Source organism: Peptoniphilus sp. BV3AC2, from assembly GCF_000478945.1.
Classification (GTDB): domain Bacteria; phylum Bacillota; class Clostridia; order Tissierellales; family Peptoniphilaceae; genus Peptoniphilus_B; species Peptoniphilus_B duerdenii.
In genome coordinates this window covers 40,913-59,392 of the sequence record NZ_AWXD01000030.1, presented here as the reverse complement: position 1 = coordinate 59,392, position 18,480 = coordinate 40,913, and the positions used below count along the sequence as shown (strand labels likewise).

Annotated in this window: 3 protein-coding genes; all 3 read left to right on the top strand. The window is 34.7% G+C overall.

Annotated features, from left to right (window positions below):
- Positions 1-352 precede the first annotated feature (352 nt).
- The 3 genes from HMPREF1252_RS07545 to HMPREF1252_RS07535 all read left to right on the top strand — a co-directional run bounded on the left by HMPREF1252_RS07545 (position 353) and on the right by HMPREF1252_RS07535 (position 18,465).
- Positions 353-14,665 (top strand): SpaA isopeptide-forming pilin-related protein, encoded by a 14,313-nt coding sequence (locus HMPREF1252_RS07545; protein WP_023060092.1) that lies wholly within the window; start codon positions 353-355, stop codon positions 14,663-14,665.
- A gap of 303 nt (positions 14,666-14,968) precedes the next feature.
- Entirely contained in the window at positions 14,969-16,024 is a 1,056-nt protein-coding gene (locus HMPREF1252_RS07540) for a hypothetical protein (protein ID WP_023060070.1), read from the top strand.
- 116 nt (positions 16,025-16,140) lie between these two features.
- Positions 16,141-18,465: a pilin N-terminal domain-containing protein gene (locus HMPREF1252_RS07535; protein WP_023060047.1), complete on the top strand. Its 2,325-nt coding sequence runs from the start codon at positions 16,141-16,143 to the stop codon at positions 18,463-18,465.
- The last annotated feature ends 15 nt before the right edge of the window (positions 18,466-18,480 follow it).

Below are 18,480 nucleotides of genomic sequence, written 5' to 3'. Positions count from 1 at the left end.
ATATTCATAAAAAACAAAAAAAACAATGTATCTTTATACAAAAATAATGCAATATCACAAAAAAAGGATATAGGTAAATCAATTGTTTCATCCAATGTAAAATAGAAAACATTATCAATTTGCATGGAAAAAATATTTATGATAAAATAATAACCATTTTTCCCCTCCAAAAAAACACAAGCAATATCAGATAATTGGCTTAATCTTTACTTAAAAAGTATTGATATTAAATAGCTAAAGGTTTATAATAATTATAAGAAAATTATATAACTTAATATACAAAAATATTACACAAAAATACGCAAAACTATTTTTAAAATAGATAATACATAAAGAAATTAGGAGAGAAAATATGAAAAGTTTATCGAAAAGAGCCATCAGTTTAATATTAGCAGTACTAATGATTATGGACGTATTTACGCCTGTCGCGGTAGTAGCAAGTACCAACTCACCACAGAATAATGTACATGTATTGGACGAAGTACCAGAATCGGAAACTAACTCTCAAAATAACGAAATCTTAATCCCGGCAACGCCACAGACAAACCCAAAAGATGATACCCTTTTGCCTGCGGAAGTACCGGGTCAAAACTCATCACAAAACTCATCTCAAAAACCAGCCCAAAAACCAGTTCAAAAACCAGTTCAAAACAATAAAACACCAAACCAACTATATAAATCATGGACATTGGTAAACCCTGGTAAGACCACCTATGCAAAAGGTGACATACTAGACCTATCCCAACTATCAGTAAGAGTTACTAAGGAAGACGGAACAGTAACTACTCTTTCCTATGTTCAATTATTAAAAGACACCAATTTCGACATAATCGAAAACGTAGGTAACAAGATCAACCTACAACCAGGTAAGGGATCTGTCACACTAGTAGGACCAAATCTAAACCCAATCACCGTAAACATCGTAGTAAATGATTCAGCTGACAAGCTACAAGGAACAAACTCAAAAGACGAACTCGTACCAGCGATAGACCCACAAGCAAAAGAGGAAAACGACGAACTTGTAGTAGCAGAAAATCCAAACGATAAAAAGACTAATATAATAGAAGGAAACGAACAAAACTCTCCAGAAAAAGATAAACAAACAGAAGAAAAACTAGAAGAAGAAGCGCTAAAAGGCAATGTATTTGACCAAGTACTAGGAAAAGATACAGAAAATCCATTTGGCTTAAAACTATTTAAAAATCAAAATGAAGCAGATGTATTAGCGGGTATGGACGAACTTAGCCGTATGATGGCAGAGTTCAGAGCTCAATTTCCAACGGAACAAACCCAAGAAGAAATTGACGCTGGATTAATAAGAATCTACAACATTAATCCTGTTGATCCAGCAGTTCAAGATAAACCAATGAGCCCAGTTTTCTTGAGATCAGCTTTTAGAAGTGCAGGATTATTTGAAGCTGCAAGCTTTAATGCAGATCAAAATCAAGGGCTAGAAATGTCTGGTGAAGAAATTCCAGAACCAGTTGGAGCGGACTCTAATGGTCTAAACCTAGATGGCAAGAAGTTCACGGTTATGACAAGATTTGAGACATCAAATGCACTTGGACCAATCAAACCAGGTCAATTCTTCAAAATCCATTTAGATAAAGAGCTTACAGTTAAAGATCCATCTAGCCTAGAACCAGTTAGGTATAATGGACAAGTTATTGCAACACCTACTTATAATTCAAAAGATAATATCATTGAATATAAAATTGTAAAAGAAATACCAGAAAATATAAAGGTCCCACTAAATATTCCTGTTGATTATAATCCAACGAATATTACGGAATTTAATCCTGACGGAACATTTACAGTAACCAATAAGGTAAGTGGACTTGGAGTAAAAGCTCCAAAAGACCTAATACCACAAAAAGTTGATAAAAATGGTAACCTTGCAGGATCTATTATTGAGCCAGGTAGAGGAGATGTACCAGAACTTATAGAAGCAGATGACAAGTCCTATAAGGTAGACATGGATGCAGTTGGTATACCAGTTGTAAAAGATGGAAAATTAGAAGGTTTCAATTGGACAGCACAAGTAGTTTCAACAGTAAATCTAAATGGAATAGACTTCCATGTCAACTTTACTACTGTCAAAGGATCTGGACTTGGTAAAATAGAAAAACTCGCTATAGGCGGTGTTTCTATACAAAACCCAGAAAGTAATAAATTAAGTGGTAAACTCGGTATAGTAGACTCCATTCACTATAAGCCAGATAAAAAAGATGGCAATAAATTCACTTATACCTTCTATACACCAGTAACTGATATTCAAGAAACTTATATGTTGGATATTAACGCAGTTGCCAATGGTAAGGTAGGAGCAAAAAGAATAGTCGGAACTCAAGGTTATCCGAGATCTAAGGTAGAAGATGCTACACCAAATCGTGTAGGCATGAACAACAGAACATCTATTCTTGGTGAATTTGCAAATTCAAACCACGCTAAGTGGACTGTAACAGATCAAGTCTCAACAGGTGATGATGGAAAACTACCATTAGCTTCAAGAGAGCTTGGAGGAAATCAAAGTCTAAAAACTGCTAAGGTTGCAGTTTATGGAATAGATACTGCAACTGGTAAAATGGTTGTGAAATCTACTGAGACAAGTATAAATCCACCAGCAATTCCAAGTGCTGAAAAAAATCCAAACACACCACAACCAGTAGGAACAATAGCAGCCTATGAATATACAACTGACTTAGATCAACAAAATCCATCTGCCTATACACTAGGTGGAGTTGCGATATCTAAGTACGAAGACCTATCCATAGACCAAAACTGGGGACTTGATACTGGTTTAAAAATGCCAGCCCAAGATATAAAAGCAGTAGACCCTGCAAATGAAAACAATGTTTTAGGGACAGAACATGTAGATGCAGCAAAAGATGATTCATCTTCAAGAAGAATAACAATCCCTAATGTAAAAGTATGGAATATTGATGACAATGGAACTGCTACGAGAATCCAACCAACAATAAAACAGGACTTTCCAAAAGATTTAAACGACCACTATACTGAAAACTACAATTACTATAAAACAGACTTAAATGAATACTATATCCACAACAGGGCTGTTAAAGGAGAAATAAAAAAAAGTGGTAACTTTAAACTTAAATTGGTAGAGGAAGATGGAAAAACACCTATACCAGGAGCTACATTTAGACTGTTCCGTGGAGCAGAAGTTGTAACTGATGGAAAAGGTGAAGCAGAATTTAAAAATATTTCTACAGGAATCTACTATCTAACAGAAGTTCAAGCTCCTGTAGGATATAAATTAGCAGAAGATACTAAAATAATTATAGATGAGAATGGCAAGGTAAAGGCTACTGGACCAGATTCAACTCAAATAGGAGATGATTCAGCTACCCAATACTTTAAAGATGATAAATATCCTCTTTTCATGAATCTTAGATCATTTGCGATTAAGGGACAGAATGGACAAGTAACCACTTACATCTATCTAAAACCAGATGAAGGTGGCGGAACCAACCAAAATACTAGATTAAATATCACAGGATATAATAATGATGGTCTAAATGTAGAAGTATATGACGTAGACCCATCGCGAAGACCTGGATTAAACCAAGCTATGGATATTCAATCTGGTGTAGAAAATAATATTGGTGGACCAGCTTTAAACCAACCAAATAAATACCCTATCAAGGGAACTAACAATGTTTACGATACCTACACAGGAAAATCTGGTTATCAAATCAAAATCCCACATGTAAGGTTTGGAACAAACTGGGGATTCCTAGTTAAAGTTACAGGTACACCAAAATCAAATGATGGAAAAATATCTTACGACTGGTTAGTAGACAATACAGATCCTGGAAACAATTCTAAAATCCAAAAGACTATTACACCAGCAGACCCTAATGTTGTTAACGAAATAACTGTTTTAGTTAAAAATAAAAAATTTGAAACAAAGCCAGTAGAGGTAATCAAAGTAGACTCTAATAAGAACCCATTGGGCGGAGCTACATTTGTTCTTAGAAACTCTGCTAACAATGAAGTTCTTAAAACCGTAGTTTCCAGCAATGAAGCGGATAAAAAAGGTAAGGTAGACTTTGGAATGATGCCTCAAGGTTACTATACTATAGAAGAAATAGCAGGACCAGAAGGCTATATAGAATCTCAACTTGTATTTGATGTTCATGTAGATGAAGCATCTCAAGTGACCTACACACCAAGATTTAAAGATGGAGTTGGTACTCCAGTTCCAGGCGTAGATTATTGGATTGAAGATGAAATAGTTAAAGATACCGAAACAAAAGTTCCAGTAGTTACAGTTGACCAATCAATGAAACTAAGCGAAAACAATTTTGGTGAAACAGGTATAAAACCAGGAGTATGGGAAGCTTATCGTTATGAGTCTTACACCTACAAGGCAAATATTAAATTAAAATCATCAGAACCAGGAAAGAGATTCGAAATTCAATTTGACCCAAATCTTGACTTCACTCAATATGTAAATAAGTTTCCAGAAATAAAAAGTAACGGTCAAGTCATAGCTAAACCATACTTCAACTATGATACCAATCTATTGACCTATGTATTTACAGAAGCGTCTGGAAGTGGAGAGGTAATATTTGACCTAGTAATAGATGGTGTTATTCCATCCAAATTTTACGCTAAAAATTCAGGAGATTACTCTTTTAAAAATATAGTAGCTCCGGGTCAAGAAGGTGTTAAAGGTAACCAAACGGATATCGTCAACGTCAAGGCATTCTATGAAGACTATGACTCACATCCAAGTGGAAATTCTCCAACACAAGCTTATTATTTTAGAGATGTATACCAAGGCAAAGACGGTAACTGGTATGTAAAGGCAATAGCTTACTACAATGCAAAGGCAAACTTAGTTGGCAGTCGTGGAAATGCTAGAACTCTATCCTTTAACTGGATGTCAACCAACTGGTCACCAACCAATATAGCATATTGGTCAGGCAATGGAAATATGCCAGCATTTGAACTAGAAAATGTAAAGGTATATTCTGTACAACCAACAGTAGATCAGTTTAATCATAAAACAAACGAGCCTTACATGCCTTTGTCAATGGGTATTAGACCAGAAAATGACCCTAGAACATATAGATTGGAACTAAATCAAAATATCGAAGGACAATATGTCTATAATAGGCAAGGAGCTATAGCATTGACATTTGATCCAAGTCAAATAAAATCAACAGGAGCACTTCCCGATTCTAGACCGCTTAAAATTGATATGCCAGCCATATCTAAGAATAATGAAGGTTATGTAATAGAACAAACATTTAAGGTAACGGATCTAAATAAATTTAGGAATATGTTTAGAGCCTTCATTATGCAGAATTCTTCTGATAAAGACTCTCTTAAGTCAGCCTTTGCTTCAAAAGTAAACATAAACGAAGCTACAGCAGAACAAAATAGAAAAGAAATACCTAAGTTCTACAAGCAAAAAGTAATGGTGGCAAACGAAGAATATGTACCAACTAGCTTTAGAATTAGAAAATATAATGAAGCTGATAAATCTAAAACCCTAGAAGGGGCAATATTCACGCTAACAAATCTTAAGACAAATAAGACTATATCTAAGACAACAAGTATAGATGGATATTTGACGTTCGATAAATTACAACCAGGCGTATATAGGCTAGTAGAATCTAAGGCTCCGAAAGATTTCATAAAATCAGACAAGATGTGGCTTGTAAACGTGGCTAAAGATGGAGTTGTAACCATAACAGAAGTAGGTTTTAACACTGACGGAACATCTATAATAGGTAAAGACCTAATTCTTGATGTAGCAAACAAACCAAAAGGTCAAGATTTTGTAGTCTACAAAAAAGGCGACCAAGGCCAAGCTCTACCTGATGCGAAATTTGTAATAAAGAAAAAAGACGGAGAAAATTATACCGAAGTCGGTACAGGTATATCCGACACAAGTGGTCGTGTAAAATTCAAAAATAGCACAGGAGCGGATTTAAAACTTACAAACGGAACCTATATCCTAGAAGAAACTGAAGCACCAGCAGGTTACAAAAAACTTGATAAAAAATGGGTACTTGTAGTTGGTAATAATAAAGTAGAAGTTCACGATTATATAGAAGGACCAAAAGAACAAACTAGCGAAGCGGCAAATAACTCCCTCTTAAAAGAAAAGGGAACACACTGGGTAGATATTGCTAAAAGATCACCAGCAAAATTCAATGGTTTAACCGACCCAAGATGGAGAGATTATGTAGATAATTATCCAAAACCATATAAGATGGGTACAAGAATTGTTGGTATCAATAAAACAGCAAAGAAACCTTACGTTATCCAAAGATTTATAATAAATCCAGAAGCCAAACAAATGGGACCATCAAAAGTCCAAATCCATAAACAACCACTAAATGAAAACAACATGGATTGGTATGTTGGAACCGAAGCCTACAAAATTTTCCAACTTGACAAAGCAGTAACAGAAAATGTAGGCGATATAAAACTGGAAAACTATATAGCAAAAGAAATAAATTTAACAGCAAAAAAAGGTGAAAAACAAGGTGAAGTTCCAAAAAGAATGGAATTTGATCTTCCGGCAACAGATAAACCTATAATAATTGATGTAAAAGTACCATACAAAAGCGAATCCGCTGGAGTAGGTCTAGGTATGGATTATTGGGAAAATGTTGGAACAGCTAATGAAAAAGTATACTGGAAACCAGACTTTTATGAATCTGTAGAAGATATACCAGTAGGTGATGAAGTAACATCCAACACCCAAGCAGGAAATATCGTAGGGGCTTATATATCTGAAGGTTCTCTAGATGTAACCAACGTAAAGAACAAGCACAGATTTGAATTTACAAAAGTAAGAGAAAAAGAACTCGATGGTTTGTCAGGTGCAACATTTAAACTAACAGGTACTAACCCAGTAACAGAAACTAAGTGGGGCAAGTCTGATGACAAAGGAAAGGTATCTTTTGAAGGACTACTTCCAGGAACTTACAAGCTAGAAGAACATGGAGCTCCACAAGGTTACGAAAGCTCGAACACAGACTGGACAGTCACAATACAAGATGATGGAAAAATATACATCAAGGACAATAGCACATCTGATAAAGTTCCTAATACAGATCCAGAAGCTCAGTGGCAAAAAGTAGATATAGCAAACTCTACAATGATTAATAAATCAGATTCAGTTAGAGAAGAATACAAACAAACCGCTGATAAAAAAATAAAAACTCATATAGTTGAAATAAACAAAGCAACCAAGAGAATCAGACAAGTCTATGTCTTAAACAGACTAACTGAAAAATTATCAGACCCTACACTAGAGCTTCATTCCTATCCAGAAAAATGGGATATAACCACAGAAAATACAAATGTAATTTCCGTAGCTGAAGTTGGAAAAGATGCAAGTCCAGAAAATCTTGGGAAAATAGGAGCCAACGTTCAATATAGTACTGAGATAATAAGCAAAAACAATCATACAAGATTAGTAATAAATCCTAAAATAACAGGTGAAAAAACTATTGCAGTCGTTATAGAAACAGATCTAAAAGATCAACCTGAAATTGGTGGAATCGGAACAGGTATGGACTATAACAACCAAGGTAACCAATATTGGGGAGCAGAAGAATATACAAATATAAATAATTTCCAACTTTACCCAATAGCAAATCCAACGGTAGATAAAAATACCAAGTTAATAGTAGGTAAAGCAACTGTAGTGACACCTACTCCAATGGCAAGATCCGCTGAAGAAGATGGAACTAGTCTGTCAAATACAGTAGCACTTGCAGCCAATGAAGATTTGAGCTCAATAACTAGTCTAAGCAAAGCATTGAGAAGTAGATTCTTCAGAAGTGTAGATGGATTAGAAATAGGCGATGAAATAGTAGGATTAGCAGTTAGAGCAGATGGTTGGGAAAAAGTAGACCCTAATAGATCTAGAAATAAAACTACAAGATCTGAAGGTGGCGATAACCAAACCAAAATAACTAAAATAAATAAATCTGAAGGTAAGTATAGACAAATATTTTTAGTCAATATGTCAGGTGAAGCTTCAAAGGATGCGAAGTTTGATTTCCACGCAGAACCACTTAATAGAAGTATCTATGCTAAAGACTATTATGGTAACAAAGCTAATATTAAAGTTTTAAGCATAAGGCCAGTAGAAAGCACATCTACAGTAGACAACATTAAATACATTGGAACAGAAACTCTTAAATATGGATCTGAAGGAATGTCTGATGTAACCAATAAATTTGGAACTTTTAAAAGATACGAATTTAAGTTGACTAAATCTGAAAGTAGACCTTTTGTAATAGAAGTAGAGTATGATTATCCTAAGTCTGGTGTAATAGGTTTGGGAATGGACTACTATAAAAACTTTAGACCTAATAAAGTATGGGCAGCTGAGAAATACGCTAGTGTAGATGATATTAACTACAAAACATCAGGTCCAAAGACAGAAGTTAAGGAAGAAGAAGTAAGGACAACACTTCCAATTCCTCAAGAGCCTGAAAGAAGACCAAACGCCAACATGAAAAAAGGCGAAGAAAAACAAGTATTTGCAGGTCAAGAAGGCTATCAAATTGATATCTACAAGGTAACTTATATTGACGATGTAAAACAACCTAACCCAGTCTTTGTAAGAACCAAAGAAAAAGTTGATCCACAACCAAGAATTATAGAATATGGTACAAAGGATGAAGCACAACCACAACCAACAGAACACACAATCCAAAATTACCTAGGTCCTAATGGTGTAGTAGCAGGTGTTCCTAACAAGGCTTACAAGGACCAACAAATAACCCTATCTGTTCATCCTAATGATGGATATATAGTAGATATAATCTGGCTAGAAGATGAAGCTGGAAACTTCTTGCAGGAACTTACAGATGCTACAGGCTTTACTATGCCAGACATGAATGTAGTTATAAAAGCTACCTTCGAGAAATCAAAATTCAAGATCACAACAAGTGTAAATGATCCTACCCTTGGAAGTGTATTAGTTGATAAAGATAAGGCTAGCGAAGGAGAAGAAGTAACAGTAACTGTCACTCCAAAAGATGACACAGTTGAAATAACCGATGTTAAGGTGGGCAATCAATCTATTGGACCACAATTACAAAATGGCAAATATACTTTCAAAATGGAAGCTAAGGATGTTCATGTAAGTGTAACATTCAACAAAAAAGAAGTAGTACCAGAGACTATTTATGATGTGGGTGTGGATGGTAATACAAATAGGAAGGTAGTAGTTTATACAAGGACAGCACCTAACAAAGCAAAGGCAGGAGAACTTGTAGAATTTACAGTAACACCAAATCCTGATTATGAAATAACAAATGTTTGGGTACAAAAGTCAGATGGAACGGGCAGCCTAGCAGGATTGACATTGGATGATTCCAAGACAAAAGGTTCCTTCAAAATGCCTAGTCAAAATGTAACTATTTACGCTAATGTTAAATATGTTCAACCACCAAAAGGAACTTACCTAGTTGGAATTAATCCAGACATAACAGGTGGTAGTGTAACAGCTGAGCCTAGAAGACCATATCCAAATGACAAGGTAAGAATCAAGGCTACACCAAATCAAGGTATGACACTTGACACGTTAAGCGTTACAAAAGAATGGGGCGGAACAGTAGATGTCCAATATGACAATGAAGGACCATACTTCATAATGCCTTCTGAAAATGTAACAGTTTATGCTAAGTTCAAAGAAGGACAAAGCCCAGACCCTGGTCAGCCAGGTGGTGGTTCAGATGTTAAACCAGATGATGATGAACTTGGCTACCTAATTTATGACCCAAGCAATCCAAATAAAATCATCAAAAAAGATGCTAAGCTTACAAATAGAAAAGCTGGTTTGGAACTTAAAATATTCAAAAAAGACGTAGTTGGTAGGACTCTTGAAGGTGGAGAATTTAAATTAATAAAGACTGAAGCGGATTATAAAACTCCAGTAAAAGACTTTACGACCTTGACAGCAGTTTCTGGAATAGATGGTAGAATTCTATTTAAAGATAAGGATAACCAACCAGTCAAACTTCAAAAAGGTTACTATGTATTGGAAGAAATCAAGCCACCATTGGGCTATAAGAAGGCTTCTTCTAAGTGGAAGATTGAAGTTAAAGATGACCAAGGCAGGATGCACGCAACCTACTTCGGACCATCACAAACACCTTCACAATACTTGTTGTCAAAAGAATCTAAAATACAAGATGATACAACAGGAACAAATCTTGCAATTAGAACTGCATCCAAGATAACCCACATAGATCCAGATGCGAAGACATTTGTACAAAGGGTAATCATAGACCTAAGAGGTTACAGTGGAAAAGAAAAAGTCAACGTCCAAATCACTCCAAAATATAAGAGAGTTGAAAAGGACAGACCAGGAGTAAAACCGGATACAATAAAAGAAGGATTAAAGACAGCTTACAGGACAACCTACAAGATATCCAATCCTAAAGAAAATCTAGATACGGATTATATACTAGGTTACTATGATCTTTCTAAACCGGGTGTATCAATGGTAAACACCGCAAGGTGGAGACCATTTGATTGGGGATTTGACGAAGATCAATTAAACCTAGACCCAGGTCAAGTTTACTTCATAGATATTGAAGGATATTATGATGAATCACTAGTGTCAGGTATGGCAGTAAATGAAAAAGATGTAAATGGAAATCCAGTTGCTCCTCATAAAAACACAAAAATCAAGAAAGAAGACCTTGCTAAACTAGAAATGGATATCAAATTCTACCAAGGAGCAAGAAGCTTCTACCAAGCAGTCTACAATGAAAAGGATAAAAAAATTGAATGGAATACCTTCCCTAAGGCGTCTTACCAAGCAGGTGCAGCTGCCCTAGCAAATACTAAACCAAAAGGTTGGTCAGATGAATTTTACAATGACAGATACCAAAATTGGGTAGGCTTAGAAGGTGGTGAAATTCGTCCAGCATTAGCTAATGCTACACCAATAAAGACCCTTTCAACATCAGCCGACATTTCAAATCTATATACTACTGATAAGCCTAAAGATGAACTAGATATACCAAAAGAAGGTTTGGACATCATAAACGATGAAGAAACATACAATATCACCTTCTCAAAACACGGACGTGATGGAGAAAAGAGTGAAGGTTGGGAAAGTAATGGTAAAAAGGTAACTGAAAATAGACTTGAAGGAGCAATATTTAAACTTCAACAATATATCCAAAATGACTATGTAGATGTGCCAGGATCTTATGTATCTTCAGCATTTAACGGTTACTTCGGATTTAGAGGTCTAAAACCAGGTCGTTACAGACTAATGGAAGTTGAAGCTCCAAAGGGCTACAGACCAATCAAAGGCCCTATCCTCTACATGACCGTTGCCTATGAAGAACCAAAGACCAATGCCGAGACTGGTGATATCACACCAGGCAGAGGAAAAATCACTCTAGAGTATGACAATGGTAATGGTATTATAGAATACAACCCAGCAGCTACAAATGTAGAACATGGTCAGTTAGTCGACTATGTAACCAGTGCTACTGCAAAGAACATGGGTAAGATAATAAACGAAAAACCAGGTCAAGGTAAGGTCAGAATAAATAAAGAAGATGGAGAGGGAAATCCACTTGTAGGAGCTAAATTTAGATTAATTAGACTTGGAACCGCTGCTGATTCCGATTCACCAGAAAACAAAGACGGTTTATATGGTGCAGAATCTGAAAATCTAAAAGAAACAGCAACTGCAACAGTAGCTAAGAAAGATTCAGTAGATCCAGTAGTTAAAAATGGAAAGGTTCTTAGCCTAGAACCAGTAAGAGTGGGAGCTACCAAGATTTTTGGAGAAACAATCTCAAACGCTACGGTCACTGTAACTTTCAATGGAAATAATGCAGTAACGGTTAAAACTCCAAACTCAGGTAAGTTTATTGTAGACGTGCCAAGAGATCTTGTTCTAAATGAAAATGACACAATTACTGCAAGCATCGATGAAAAGGGAGTTGCTATCTTTGATAAACTTCCAATAGGTAACTACATCCTAGAGGAAATAAAATCCCCAGACGGTTACAAGAGTAATGGACAAAAGTGGAGATTTACTGTAGGCGGTGAAGGGCTAGACCCATATGTAAACGACACAAGTTCTGGTGGAATTGATTTAACAAATGAAATTAAACTTCTAGAAGATCCAGAGATTAGGGTTCAAAAAACACTGGATAATGATAAGACAGACACAAAAAATTCAGTCCACCCACACAAGGCTCAAAGTATAGGAATCACAGCTAAGTTTACAGTGCCAGTAACAATAAATCCAGGTGACTACTTCAAAGTTAAACTTTCAGATTCCATAGACTTATATGGTATTTACAAGGATAAACCACTGGGTAGTTTGGATATTTTTGCAGATGGTGTAGGTACAGTAGCCAAGGCTAAATATGATAAGACAACTAACACAATCACCTACACATTTACAGAATATGCAAGGACATATAAACTTACAGAACTTAAGACAAACCTAGCAACTTGGATAAATCTTGATAAAATTAAAAAATCTACTAATAATGTTGAAGTTGGTATAGGACTTGGAGATAAAGTTTCAAAGAGTAAGAATTATGATGTGGAATATGATATTCCAAGCGAAACTTCACGCCACCCTTACCAATACACAGAGTACTATCGTTATTGGTATGGCACTGATTATCAAACCTATAATTATTGGCACAACCTTACTGGTAAGATTACTGAGATGGATAAGACTACAGGTGAGTTCACCCAATACTACTATATTAATAGGATGCGTGATGAGGGATATCCAAACTGGACTTTCCGTTACAATCCATATAGCTCAGACAATTCAAACACTAAAAAACTGAACTATGCTAATGTTAGGATTATGAAATTGAATAACAACAGCAATACTAATATAGTAAACTCAATGCCAGAATCCTTTGCTCTTGATGTAAATAATGATGCTAATCTTACAGAGATACTAAATCAAAGATTTGATAGGATGGGTGCAACAAACTTCAATTTTAGCAAAGATAAAAATTCTGGCAGTAGTTCAACCGACTCATATATAGTAGAAGTCAAAGGCAAGATACCATTATCTGAAATAAAGGATTTTCATTCAGTTGGCTCAATTATAGTCAGAGGAAGTACTATAGCAGCTAGATGGGATTTGGCTAGATTTGCTGATAATAAGGCTGTGGCTAGTGCCCAACTAATCATCCAAGCTATAAACCCTAAGAATGAAATCAAATTCAGAAAAACAGACTACAAAGGAACTAGTCTAGCTGGTGCTATATTTGCTCTTTACAAGAAAAATGGAGAAAGTTGGCAAGAGGTAAAGGACAGTGAACAAACTACCAAAGCTGATGGTTTGGTTTCCTATGAAAAACTAGCTCCAGGAGACTATGCCCTATTCGAGAAAAAAGCTCCAGAAGGCTACAACAAGATTGAAGGACATATAGAAGAGTTTAGCGTAGGACAAAATGGTGAAATTACAAGATATGTAGACAAAAATAAACCGGTGGGACAAGCTGTATCTTCAAACACTGGTTCAAAAGATGAAAAAGTAAGCGAGCCAGTAGGATCTGAACCTATAGATGTAATAAACTATAAGAACATTGAATTTATAAAAATTGATTCAATTGATAGAAGTTCCTTGGAAGGTGCAGAATTTAAAGTACTTTATAAAAAAGGAGAAAAAGATAAATACAAGCCTATCAAAGTTTCTGAAAAATCTTCTAATGGCGAAATTATCGAAAAAGATATGACAGTTACATCGGGAGAAGATGGTAAATTTAAGTTAGAAAAAATTTATGAAGACGGATACTACGCTTTAGAAGAAATCAAGGCTCCAAAAGGCTACTCTAAGATGCCGGGATATATAAGAGAATTCTTGCTTGAAAAAGGAAAAGTACTAGTTAAAGAAAAAGATCCAATACAATCAAGTTTATCAAGAGGCGCAAACGGAAAGATTACAAGTCAAGTTCTATCAGTGGATAAGGATAATAAGAAATTCACTCAAAGAATAATAATAAATCCAAAGCATGAAAAACTTTCTATTCCAGAAGCTAATTCATTCCTAAGAATCATAGAAAATGGATGGGAAATACCTAAGGAAGCTGGAAAGATCGGTGGTAAGGTAAAAGTTGCTATTTTAAAGAAAGATAATGTAGAAGGATTTAAGACTAAAATTGAAGACTTGACATCAAAAGACTATACAGATTATTACGCAGAAACCTATGGTAAAGTTGGTGAAAATTTCGGATCTAGATATTCACTAAGAAAATTCTTAGGTATAGAAACTGAAACGGGAGATATCTCAACCACAGACACCATAGTCGTAGAATATACTGGTGAACTAAAATTAGAAAGTATAAAGAAAGATTCTGCAACAAATAAAGAAACTTTATTGCCAGTAGAACAAAAAGCTGATGTAATTTTAGGGCTAGAAGTAATAGATGAAGTAAATTACACACTTGATATCGATAAGCTAGCTACTAAAGGTCCAGTATATGTAGATACTGATAAGTATAATCTAAGACCTATTGAAGTGGAAAACCGTAAGGCTGAATATCCTCACACTGGTGGTATGGGTACGTTCATATTTACTAGTATAGGAATGTCACTTATTGGACTTGCTTATTTAAGCTACAGGAGAAGAAGGGGGCTGGTTTTCGATGAATGATTACAAAGATAACCAGAGGTACCCTCCATGACGGCAGTTTGGAAAATGCAGTTGTGAGGACTGAATCCTCGGAGGTTATACCCGTTCGACTCGCTGGCGCTCGCTCAGGGTGACGGCAGTTGCAAGGGATAAACTCAAGGAAACCTAACGGAAAACACAACAATAATAACAAGGGCGGTGGCGAAACATCGTCGCTGCTCCTTGGAATTATAAAATGGAAAGAAATAATAGACTAGTTTTTAAGGACTACAAATTTTTCTTGAAACAATCTAAAATTAGTCACCGATAAATGAGAGGTGATTTATGACGAAGAATCATTTAAAAGAGAAAGATTTCTGTTATATAAATATAGAAAATGACTTGTATTATAATTTATGTTATCCAACTCGTGTTAATCTTAAAAAGTTAAAAAAACATGAAATAATAGAATATGTTAATACAAATTATCTATATAATGAAAATAGAGTTTTAAATAATTTGTTAAAAGACTTAATTATTTTTAAAACTTATAGAGATGAAATAGAAAAAGAAATAAAAAATGAAGGTATTGCAAGAGAGATAATTATATTTTTTATTTCAGTTATTTCAGCTATCTTAAGTTTAAAAGCTATAAACAAAGAACATTTAAGTAATGAACAAGTAAATATTGTTTTCTTTGCGTTGATAATTTATATTTTTTTAAAAGTAGCAATAGAGTTATTTGCAACTTCAAAAAATTCAGACTCTTCAAGGCTAATTGTTGTAAATTATGCAATCTATACATTAGAAAGCATTAAAGAAGAAAATTATCATAATCAAGATTATTCAGAAGAAAAAAAAGATGATAATCAAGAAATTAAGCCAGATGAACAAGAAATTGAAACAGTAGACCAAGAAACAGTCGTGACTGATTCAAAAGCTTCAGAAACTAAAATAAGTTACAAAAATATAGATTCTAACAAAAAAAGTAGTATTTCACATGATCTTTCAATAGCGTTAGATGAAGGAAAAACTAGGTTTTCAGCTCAGGATAGACACTATCAGGTAAGTTATCCTCTCGCTATTAAAACTTTATCAAATGGAACACAGATTGAGGATTTAGTAAAATATGTGACCGACAACTATATTAATAGAGACTTCTTTGACAGGGACAAGTTAATCAATGATTTGATAATGTTTAAGTCCATGAAGTTTGACCTAGAATTAGACATAAAAAACAATGAAAAGTTTTTCTCAGGTATACCTATTTTGAAATGTCTAGATACTGATAAAGTCAGAAATGATAAATGGTCAATAAATAATAGGATAAAAACAATCAACAATATCATATTAGTTCTAGAAGCTATAAAAGAAGAAATAGACACAAAGAAAAAAGATTAATTGGAAAAAGAAAAAAGATGGACAGATTTTAAATATATTGTCAATTGGCAATATACAAAAGGTAGTAATTTGCTTAGGCAAATGATTATACAAATAATAAAATTAAGGAGTTTATTATGAACAAGAAAAAATTTATGTCACTAATTTTAGCATTAGTGATGATGATTGGAGCATTTAGCCCGCTAACCGCGATGGCTAATAATGCAAACACACCACCAGTAATTGATACAGGTGTATTAAAAGCTGTTGAAGGCGAAAAAAACTTTAAAACAAAACTTAATGTTCACAAGCTATTAACTGATAATTTTGGAAATCCAATCGACCATAATGGTGGAGAGTACAAAAAACAAGAAGGAAAGCTTACTATTGGTGGAAAAGAAGTTCAAGAAATTGCAGGGGTAGAATTTACTTACTACAAGGTTGCTTCTCCTCAAAAGCTTGATGAAATGAAAGCAAATCCTGACAAGTACGATACTAAAGCAGAAATGGATACTGTTGTTGCTGATACTAATTCAGGAGTTACTGCACCAAATAATAACACTATTAAAACAACAAAAGATGCAAGTGGTAATGTACAACCTGCAACAGTTGACCTTGAACAAGGTTACTACTGGTTTATAGAAACAGGAAGACCTTCTAACATCACAAAGTCTATAGCAGTTCCATTTGCAATTGCTATACCAGTTCTTTTAGGCGAAGACATTCAAGGAACAGGAACTTCTGAAAAACCTCAATTCAAAGCTGGAGAATACTTCTTAAACACAGTTCATATTTATCCAAAGAACGAAAAAGAAGACGTAGAAATGGCAAAAGGCTATGTTAAAAAAGATGGTAAAGTAACAAAGATTGACTCTGAAGCACTTACAAAAACATTAACTAAGGAGCAAGTAGCAGACTGGAAAGCTAAGTATGGTGCAGAATATGATAAATATTTAGCAGAAAAAGAAGCAATTGACGCAAGAAAAGGTTCAGCTATCCCTTACGAAGTACCTACACTTCTTAAAAAAGGTCAAAAATACACTGGAGCATCTTGGTCAGATAGAATGACTAAAGGTCTTACATTTGTAAAAGCAGCTGATGTAAATAATGTTGAAGGATCAGCAAAACTAAAACTTGAAGTTAAATTCCCTAATGAAAGTGCATTTACTGAAGTAACTAATTCTAACTACACATTAAATGAATATGACAATGGTTTTGACTTAGAGCTATCAGAAGCTTATATCAAAACTGTAAACGAAAAATTACTAGAAGGTAATGTTGAATTCAAATTAACTTACTATGCTTATCTAAATGGTGAATCAGTAGTTGATAAGAAAGAAAACAACAATATTACCTTTACACCAGGCGAACCAAATCCAGGTGGAAAAATAACTCCAACTAATGGAGAATTTGATGTAAAGAAAACATGGTCTGATACTAAGGATAATAGAAACACAAAAGTTACTTACTTACTTGAAAAAGGTGGTAAGACTGTAGCTGAAGTTGTTCTTGATGGAACAGGTAATATATTAGAAGAAAATTATATAGCTCCTGAAGAAGGTAAAGAACAAATTAAGTTTACACTAGGAACTGATAAATATTCAGGTAAGTTTACAAATCTTGAAAACGCAGAGTACACTGTTCACGAGTTTGTAAATGGATATGAAGCTAAATTTACACCAGGAACAAACGAAATGGCTATCAAGAACGAATATAACCCAACTGTAATCACACCAAGACCACCAAAAGTTACAACTTACAACTTCAAGTTTGTAAAGACTGATGGTGGATCAAACAGACTTGCAGGAGCAGAATTCTATGTAACTAGAGCTGGTGAAAATAATCAAACCGAATATCTTGCTTTTGATTCTAAAGTAAATGCACAAAATAAAACTGCTTACGAAACAGCTGAGACAAAATACAATGAAGCTATAGCAGCTCTAAATACAGCTTTAGAAAAAGGCGAAATTACAGCTGATAATAAGGTAACTATTGACGGTCAACAATATGATTCAAAAACAAATGCAGAAAATGCAATTGCAACATTAGCAACAACTAGAGATAAGGCTTATGCAAAGATGAAGGTTATGTGGACTTGGACAACTACTAAAACTGATGGCCACAAATTCGTATCTAACAAAGATGGTCAATTTGAAGTTGATGGTTTAGCTTATGGAAACTATGAATTAGTGGAAGAAACACCTCCAACAGGATTCTCTAAATTAACAACTCCAATTAAATTTACAGTTGGTACAGTAGGAAAAGAAAATCAAACAGCCTACGACATCAACTATAAATTAGACGCTGCCGATGGCACAAAAGATGCGCTAGAAGTAAAGAACAAGAAAGTTACCATCCCACAAACTGGTGGTATCGGTACTGTTATATTCACTGTTGTTGGTATTTCTCTAATGGCTGGTGCTTTCATCGCTATGAGAAAGAGAACTGCTGAAGAAAACTAATTAAGAAAGAGGGTT